This window comes from Spirulina sp. 06S082 (assembly GCF_034932145.1).
In the GTDB taxonomy this organism is placed as follows: Bacteria; Cyanobacteriota; Cyanobacteriia; order Cyanobacteriales; family Spirulinaceae; genus CCY15215.
Genome location: NZ_JAYGHV010000319.1, coordinates 1 through 8,551 on the forward strand (window position 1 = coordinate 1; position 8,551 = coordinate 8,551).

Annotated in this window: 6 protein-coding genes and 1 pseudogene; 3 read left to right on the forward strand and 4 right to left on the reverse strand. The window is 43.1% G+C overall.

Annotated features, from left to right (window positions below):
- Positions 1–407 precede the first annotated feature (407 nt).
- Positions 408–527 (forward strand): photosystem II reaction center X protein, encoded by a 120-nt coding sequence (gene psbX / locus VB714_RS20040; protein ID WP_323226447.1) that lies wholly within the window; start codon positions 408–410, stop codon positions 525–527.
- A gap of 88 nt (positions 528–615) precedes the next feature.
- On the opposite strand, the gene selD is transcribed toward psbX, so the two are convergent.
- Positions 616–2,865 (reverse strand): selenide, water dikinase SelD, encoded by a 2,250-nt coding sequence (gene selD, locus VB714_RS20045; protein WP_323226448.1) that lies wholly within the window; start codon positions 2,863–2,865, stop codon positions 616–618.
- A 79-nt stretch (positions 2,866–2,944) separates the two neighbouring features.
- On the opposite strand from selD, the gene VB714_RS20050 reads away from it, so the two are divergent.
- Positions 2,945–3,541: a hypothetical protein gene (locus VB714_RS20050; RefSeq protein WP_323226449.1), complete on the forward strand. Its 597-nt coding sequence runs from the start codon at positions 2,945–2,947 to the stop codon at positions 3,539–3,541.
- A gap of 160 nt (positions 3,542–3,701) precedes the next feature.
- Entirely contained in the window at positions 3,702–6,386 is a 2,685-nt protein-coding gene (locus tag VB714_RS20055; RefSeq protein WP_323226450.1) for a zinc-dependent metalloprotease, read from the forward strand.
- On the opposite strand, the gene ispF is transcribed toward VB714_RS20055, so the two are convergent.
- The 3 genes and pseudogenes from ispF to VB714_RS20070 form a co-directional block, all read right to left on the reverse strand.
- Entirely contained in the window at positions 6,383–6,868 is a 486-nt protein-coding gene (ispF, locus tag VB714_RS20060) for a 2-C-methyl-D-erythritol 2,4-cyclodiphosphate synthase (RefSeq protein ID WP_323226451.1), read from the reverse strand. The genes VB714_RS20055 and ispF overlap by 4 nt on opposite strands.
- Positions 6,869–7,189: 321 nt before the next feature.
- A pseudogene (locus tag VB714_RS27545) lies at positions 7,190–7,366 on the reverse strand (PD-(D/E)XK nuclease family transposase); the annotation flags it as partial.
- 56 nt (positions 7,367–7,422) lie between these two features.
- A partial coding sequence (locus VB714_RS20070) for a choice-of-anchor Q domain-containing protein (protein ID WP_323226453.1) occupies positions 7,423–8,551 on the reverse strand: 1,129 nt, incomplete at its 5' end.

The following is an 8,551-nucleotide window of genomic DNA, read 5'->3' on the forward strand; positions in this document are numbered from 1 at the left end:
CTGTACATCTGTTCGTAAAAATGCGGGGTTTTTCTCTATTTTACCCCTTTTTATCCCATTTAATTCTATTTTTTTGTTTCTCTAAGCCTTACACAGCAATCTTTTTATCTCTTTTCAGCAAACCCTACTTATTATTTCCTCGAGGCTAGTGTCCTGTCAAGTTTAAGGCGATCGCCTTCAGGGAAATGTTGAAGGGATGTCCCTGAAGAATCTCTCAAAACCCTGAAACTCGCGATCTCGAGAGAAAATTCGATCGCCTGGGATAGAAAGCGAAACAATGTGTCAAAAACCTTTACAATGGGAAAAAAGCAGAACAAAGGAGAATGCTGACTGGGTATTACAGACAGATTCTTGTTGTTCATTTGTATTCCTGCTTAAATTTGAAACAAAAAAAGGGTTTTAAAATTATGACACCAACATTATCTAACTTTTTCTTTAGTCTCATTGCTGGAGGATTAGTTGTTGTCGTTCCTGTTGTTCTTGCTCTTCTGATTATCAGCCAATCTGATAAAATTTCTCGTACCTAAAAGTATCTTCTCAATGATACTGTTCGACAATACTACTTCGGTGTCGCAATATCGAGGTAGTATTATATCTTAATCTGCGATCGCACGACTAGCTCAAGACGATCGCTTTTTTGTTATCTTCTTTCTCTGTAACTCTGCCAATACAAACGCTCTCTGAATATCCGGCTGCTTGTAGTTGTTGCAAACAAGACTCTAGGCGATCGGCTGGAATTGCAGCTAATAATCCTCCCGATGTTTGCGGATCGAACAGTAAAGCATAAAGGGGAGATAGCTTAACTTGTTCTCCATTTTCCACAGTAGTAGAAGCTCGGACATTCTGCAAGTGAAGAGAACTAAAAAATCCTTCTTGTATTGTCGCGATCGCGCCTTCTAAAATCGGAATTGCTTCTATGTTTAATTCTACCGCAATTTCCGTTCCTTGCAACATTTCTTGTAAGTGTCCCAAAAGACCAAACCCCGTCACATCAGTACAAGCACTCGCCTCGCAATTCTGCAAAATTTGAGCCGCAATTTGATTGGATAATAACATCGAGGCGATCGCCTTTTCGATCCATCTTCCCTTCCCTTGATAGCACCGATCCGCAGCAAATAATGTACCGGTTCCGATCGCTTTGGTAAGAATTAAAGATTGACCCGGTTTCATGCCTTTTTTTCGCAAAATTTGTTCGGGATGAATGCAGCCATTACAAGCTAAACCAAAGGCTAATTCTCGATCTTCAATAGTATGTCCACCCACGAGAGAAACCTGCGCTGCATTTAATACAAAGATCGCCCCAGAAAGAAGCTGATATAATGTTTCTTCAACTTTCTTTGCTGTTCCAAAAGGAATATTAACCATTGCTAAAGCGCTTTTTGGAGTTGCCCCCATAGCAAACAAATCATTTAAACTATGATGGGTCGCAATTTGACCAAAAATAAAAGGATCGCTGACTAAACTGCGAAAATGATCGATAGTTTGAACGAGATATTGATGGTCTGGACTGCGGAGAATCGCCGCATCATCGGGAGTATTTAAACCGATAATAATATCAGAGTTTTGTGGAATTTCTAAGCGATTTAAGACTCGTTTTAGCGTTGTTTCTCCCACCTTCGATCCGCAGCCTCCACAATACATCGTTGGCAGATCTGAAGGTATAGAGATTTTGTCTTGAATTTCTCTATTTTGAGAAGAAGACATGGGAGGTAAGCGATCGAAACGATTCATAAATTCGCGATCGATCCAATCTTTCCAATGCCATAATAAAGGAGATTGTAATCCCCAAAAAGAACGAGAGGCGATCGCGCTTTTATCTCCCGTACCAATTAAAGCTAAATATTGTTTTTGAGGAATAAAGGATTTTAAGGGGCGATCGAGGATAATATTGCGTAAATTTTCAGATAAAGGCTTTCCTTGACGAACCGCAAAAACCCCTGCTTTGGGACGAGGATGATTCTTCATTGTCGCAATATCTCCCGTCGCAAAGATATGAGAATGAGAGATAGATTGAAGCGTATCTTCAACCAAAATAAAACCGCGAGAATCCGTCACTAATCCCGATTCTTGAATCCAAGCAGGTGCTGATGCTTGGGTTGTCCAAAAAATATAATCATATTCTCTCATTAAACCAGACTCGCAAATAATGCGATCGCGTTGAATTTCCGAAACTGTTTCCGATAAATGCAACTCTACATTGCGATTTTTCAAAATTTGTGTCAATCGCTTGCTAACCCAAGTATTATGACCCGTCATTAAACGTCTACCGCGATGAAAAAGAAGAAACTTAAGATTATTTAACGGATATTGCGATCGCCTAAAAATATTCTCTAATTTTGCTTGTACATTTAACATTAATTCAACACCTCCCGCACCCCCTCCCACGATAGCAAGAGTATGGGTTTTATGCGGACTTGCTTGGATTTCGCCTACAATTGTTTCCCATTGTTTTAAAAAGCGAGGAACGGGTTTAACGGGAATTGCATACTCTGCGGCACCGACAACAGCATTTTTAACAGGAGTGCTACCAATATCAATAGATAAGTAATCAAAGGCAATGGGAGGATGTTTCTGGCAAATTACTTTATTATTTTTTAGATCTAGTCCGATCGCGCGATCGTGGTATAATTGAACATTGGCAAAACGAGAAAGACGCTGTAAATCGATATGGCTTTCATCATAAGTATAAAATCCAGCGATATGACCGGGAAGCATTCCCGAATAGGGAGTATGTAACGCATCAGAAATCAGCGTAATTCTCAATCCAGCGATAGGATTCATGGCAAACAACTTCAAGGCGATCGCATGGCTGTGTCCTCCACCAATCAGCACTAAATCTGTTACAATTGGATAATCATCAATCATTTTTATCTCTCTTGTTTCTCGTTTCCCCGTATCAACTATTATGTCATCTTTTAATTGATTTATTTGCTTTCTAACCAAAATGAAAAATTTAATCATTGCTGGATATTTATTGACTGCTTTATCTCCCCTAGAAAGTAGTTCAACAATACTAAATAATATTTCGCAGAAAATAAGCGATCGCCCGACTCCTACAATCTCCCAAATTAGTGCAGAAGAAGAGTGGAATTTGAAACTTGAGCAAGGATGGGATTTAATGGAACGAGAATCCCTAGGAGAATGGTTAAAATTAGGTCTTTCCGAAACAGAGATATTAACTCAACTAGGTACACCCTCCGAGAAAAAAGAAGATATATTTTGGGGGGCGATCGGGATGTATGTTCAGAAGTGGGAATATGGCGATCGCGGTATTCGTTTACAAATGCAATCCGAACAACCTGGCGAACCCAAACAAGTATTATCTATTGTTATAACCGAACCCTGCGAACTAAAAACCAATGCTGGAATTGGTATCGGTAGCAGCAAAGAAGAAGTAGTGCAAGCATATCGTCATTATCAAGACCCTTATAGTCATCCTGAGAGTGAATCCTTCGTAGCTGGAACCGCTTATGGTGGACTCATATTTTCCTTTGAAAACAATAGAGTCAAGGAGATATTTATCGGCGTTGCTGCCCCTTAAAGAAGGATATAATTTTGAGGGGCTGATTTTCCCCAAAATATTAATTTTTGTAATAAAATTGGTTCGGGGTGCATAAAAATCTCCTTTTTTACCCGAAGAAGGAAGGAAGGATTAAACTAGAATCGGAAGCGATCGCGTAAGTCAACGCAAGGGAAAAAAAATGAAACAACGGCGATTTTTGGCATGGTTTGTCTTGGGATTGTGTTTATGCTGGGGACTGGTGGCGATCGCACCCATATCGCCTATAATCGCAAGTCCTCCCCAACAGATTACCCCCAAAGCCTCGCAAAAATTTGCGGAGATTATCGAGGATACACGACCCTCTCAAGGACTATTCACCCTCTACCAAGGTAGCCGCAAACTTTATCTTGAAGTGCGTCCCGACCAACTTAACAAAAATTATCTTTTTACCGCTACCCTTGCAAGCGGTTTGGGAGAAGGTTCTTTAATTAATGGTTTGCAACAAGATAGTTTTCTCTTTCGCTTCCAAAAAGTTGAGAATAAACTCCATTTTGTCCTTCCCAACTTGAATTTTCGCGCCGATCCTAACGATCCTCAACAGCGCAATCTCGATCGCGATTTTAGCGATTCTGTTCTTTATGCACTACCCATCAAAAGTATCGATCCCGAAACCAAAAGCATTCTCGTCGATCTTAAAGATTTGTTACTAGGAGAGGAAGATTTAGCAGGATTAGCTCAACTTTTTGGCAATTTTTATAGTTTAGATGGGAATAAATCTTATTTTGAAAGTAGTAAGGTTTTTCCTGGAAATATGGAAATTCAAGTTGTGTATGGATTTACTGCCCTTCCAGGTCGCAGACCCCCTTATATTGCTTCTCTTCCCGACAGTCGCGCTTTCAATCTTGCCGTTCATTATAGCATCGCAGAAATCCCCACAAACAATGGGTATGTTCCCCGTTTAGCAGACGATCGCGTTGGTTATTTCCTCACCGCTTATAAAGATATATCTGACAATACTTCTAAAGAAGGCTTTGTGCGTTATATTCATCGCTGGCACCTCGAACCTAGCGACCCCAATGCGACTCTTTCTCCACCCAAAGAACCGATTATATTCTGGATTGAAAATACCGTTCCTGCTGAATATCGTAACGCCATTCGCGAAGGGGTTTTAAGTTGGAATAAAGCCTTTGAATCTGCCGGATTTCAAGATGCAATTCAAGTGCGGCAAATGGGCGATCGCGCAACATGGGATCCCGAAGATATTCGTTATAATGTCATCCGTTGGTCGAGTACCGCAGGAGGAGGAGTAAATGGGATCGGTCCCGTTCAAGTTAATCCCTTAACTGGGGAAATTCTCGCTTCTGATATTGTGATTAATGCCGATGTAGTTCGCCGTAAAGTCGAACAATACGAGAATTTTACAGGATTAAATCAATTGGGCGCGATCGCCTCTATTTGCCCAGAAGAATTAGTTCTTCCTTTGACCTCAGAAACCGAACCCGAAGCAGAATCTTTCCTCAGTATTTTATTAGCAAATCAACCCGCAGATCGAACCCAAGAAATTTGTTTTAATTCCGGCGCACAAGAACAGTTAGAAATGGGGAATTTAGCCATTTCTCTGCTGCAAAATACCGTTCCATCTCCCGAACAACGTGCAGAGTATATTAATCAATATTTGCACTCTTTAGTCGCCCACGAAATCGGTCATGGGTTGGGACTGCGCCATAATTTTCATGGGTCTACACTGCTCAAACCAGAAGAACTGCACAATCGTGAAATTACCCGCACCAAAGGTTTAGTGAGTTCGGTGATGGATTATGCGGGAGTCAATTTAGCCCCCGATGGGGTACAACAGGGAGACTATTTTCCCCTGGTGGTGGGTCCTTACGATCGCTGGGCGATCGCCTACGGTTATAAGCCCAGTGGTGCTTTGATCCCCGTCTCAGAACGACGTTTCCTCGAAGAAATTGCCCGTAAATCTCCCCAACCAGAACTCGCTTATGCCACAGATGAAGATGTTCGCGGACTACAAGACCCCAACGTGAATCGCTGGGATTTAAGTGCCGATGTTCTGCTCCATTCTCGATCGCAAATGGACAATGCTTTAAAAATGTGGGATAAACTACAAAAACGCTATCCCGTCCAAGGCGATCGCTATAGCGAGATGCGAGAGAAATTTAATGAGGTACTGAATTACTATTTTCGTCAAGCGCGGTTCGTCACCAATTATATCGGCGGGCGTTCTTTTAATCGCGATCGCCCCGGTTTTTCCCAGGGACGTTTACCTTTTGAACAAGTCCCCCTAGAAAAACAGCGAGAAGCCTTGCAAATTTTGCAAGAGTATGTATTCGCTAAAGATGCCTTGGTCTTTCCTCCAGAATTGCTCAATCAACTCGCTTCCTCTCGTTGGAGTCATTGGGGACATCCTGCTAATTCAAACATCGATTATCCCATTCACGATTATATTCTCTTCTTCCAAGGTCGAATCTTGCGATCGCTTCTCTCGGAAGAGCGTCTGAGTAACTTAAGAGATTTGGAATTAAAGACAGGTGAGAATGAGGCTTTAACCCTACCGGAGTTATATGATACCCTAGCGGCGGGAATTTGGTCGGAAATTCTAGACCCCAAGACGGCGATGGATATCTCTAGCGTGCGACGTTCTTTGCAACGGGAACATCTTAATATTCTTATCGCAATGGTTCTCGGTCGCACGCAAGTTCCTGAAGATGCCAGAACTTTAGCGTGGTATCAATTGCGTCAGTTAAGCGATCGCCTGGATGCGGCCATCGATCGCAATTTAGAGACGTATACGCGGGCGCATTTGGAAGAGACCCGCGATCGCATTGCCAAAACCCTTGATGCACGCTATCAACGAGACTCTTAACCCTCAACCCGCATCAACAAAGCGACGGTGTAAGCTGCAATACCTTTTTCTTGTCCCACCGCATCTAATTTTTCATTCGTTGTCGCTTTGATGCTAATGCGATCGCCAGCAATATTAAGAGTTTTTGCTAAGGTTTCGCGCATCTGGGTTAAATGGGGCTTTAACTTAGGACGTTCGGCGATAACCGTCGCATCAATATTACCAATTTGCCAACCTTTGGAGAGAATTAATTGATTGACCTCCGCCAATAAAAGCAAACTATCTGCCCCTTTCCATTGGGGATCGGAAGGGGGAAAATAATGACCGATATCTCCCAAAGCTAATGCCCCCAACATAGCATCCATAATCGCATGAGTCAGCGCGTCAGCGTCGCTGTGTCCCAGTAAACCAACTTCGTGAGGAATTTCTACTCCTCCTAAAATCAAAGCCCTTCCGGGGGCAAGTTGGTGGATATCGTAACCATTACCAATACGAATATTCATGTTGTTAACGAACTTGTGAAAAGAAAGCGATCGCGACTCGTTTAAAGATTATTCATTGTTACTTTCCCGAGGAGAATTTAAGGAATTCAGACTCTCTTGAAAGTCTTCAATTGAATCAACCTGAATTCCTTGGCGTAATAGCGAGGTTAGAATTGCATCATCTTGAATGGTATCAAGTATTTCTACCAATTCATCAGGGAGAGTTTCAAAGCGTATGTGCAATACTTCTAGAATGGCTTCCCTGCTTTTTTGGAGAATACCTTCTTCTCGACCTTCTTCTCGACCTTCCTCTCGACCTTCCTCTCGACCTTCTTTTAAACCTTCTTTTAAACCTTCTATTTTTGGCGGAAGATTGGGATTAATAATCGTTAAATCCTCAATGGTGGGATTGCCATCATAAACTAAAGCATTGAGGAAACTAATTAAAATCTCCCGGCTTTTATCTGAGCCAAATATTTTCTTGAAGGCGTAATAAGTTTTGGGGTTGATAAATCTCATGGGAGGTTTTTCTTGTGGCGATCGCCTTTACTTTAGGGTCTTTTTTCCCTTATCGCCTATTCTTCGCCTCCTTCACTATCACCGCTATCGATAGGACGACAAGCGCGATCGCTGCCAGGGGAAGAATCTTCATTTTCTTCTCCCGCTACGACTTCCTCATCTTCCCCCTCTTCAGAGGTCTTGTTTTCCTGTTCTTCCTTGTCTTGTTGAGTCAATTCATCTTCGGGAGTAGACAGACAACCCCGTGCAAAAAGGATGTCTTCTTCTCGGATTTCTAGAGAATCAAACTCTTGTTCTATCTCCGAGAGGAAACTAAAATCAGTGGCGGCGACGGCGGCGACATTATTCGTAATCTTAAAGGTCAAGGTCTCCAAACCCGAAGAACCCGCCAAAATCTGGAAATCCCCTGTTGCGGCTGTGAGATTGAAGAAATTCAGGGCAATACCACTGGCATCGGTGATGATGCTAGTACCGTTAGAGAACGAACCCGTGACATCTCCAATGGTGCTAAAATCAACGGTTGCGCCGACACTGGGAGCGAGATTAAATACTTTTTCCACCACCTTCACACTCACATCAAGGGTAGAAGGAAAACTGCTAATGGTTTGGTTTTGCTGTCCAATAGGGACAATTTCTGTACCTTGCCACTCAAACGCCCCTATATCCACCGTACCATCCACAATACGCACACCGGGTGCGCCTCGTTGGTCGGTGGTTAAACCTGCGGCTAAGGCGTTACTGCCAGCATTGAGGGCGGAACTGGTGAGAGCCAGAGCGTGGGTTTGGGTGGGTCCGCCGTAGTTTCCCAGAGGCAGCAGTTGCGGGTCAACGCCGATGATGTTACCACTCACGCCATTGGTGGGAATTCCCGTAATTGTTCCACCACCCGCTATACCGATCGGGCTGAAGATCAGGCTATTGCTGACCGTGAAGGCGTGATTACTGAGCGGAACCGTAATGCCGATGTCCGGAGACGCATTGCCAACGGTATTGACGTTATTGGCAATAATACTGTTGTTGATCGTGTGGGTTTGGTTGGTGCCGAACAAACCTATCCCACCCCCCTTGGTTACAGATGTATTAAAGGCGACCGTGGAATTGGTCAGCGTCACGCCTCCACCGCTAAAAATCCCGCCGCCGTAGGAGACACCCGCAGACTTACCTGAAACCGTGGCATTGGTCAGC

What these genes read in the sequence shown, in the direction of transcription:
- selD (WP_323226448.1), bottom strand. Translation starts at nt 2,865, where the DNA reads ATGATTGATGATTATCCAATTGTAACAGATTTAGTGCTGATTGGTGGA.
- VB714_RS20050 (WP_323226449.1), top strand. Translation starts at nt 2,945, where the DNA reads ATGAAAAATTTAATCATTGCTGGATATTTATTGACTGCTTTATCTCCC.
- VB714_RS20055 (WP_323226450.1), top strand. Translation starts at nt 3,702, where the DNA reads ATGAAACAACGGCGATTTTTGGCATGGTTTGTCTTGGGATTGTGTTTA.
- ispF (WP_323226451.1), bottom strand. Translation starts at nt 6,868, where the DNA reads ATGAATATTCGTATTGGTAATGGTTACGATATCCACCAACTTGCCCCC.
- psbX (WP_323226447.1), top strand. Translation starts at nt 408, where the DNA reads ATGACACCAACATTATCTAACTTTTTCTTTAGTCTCATTGCTGGAGGA.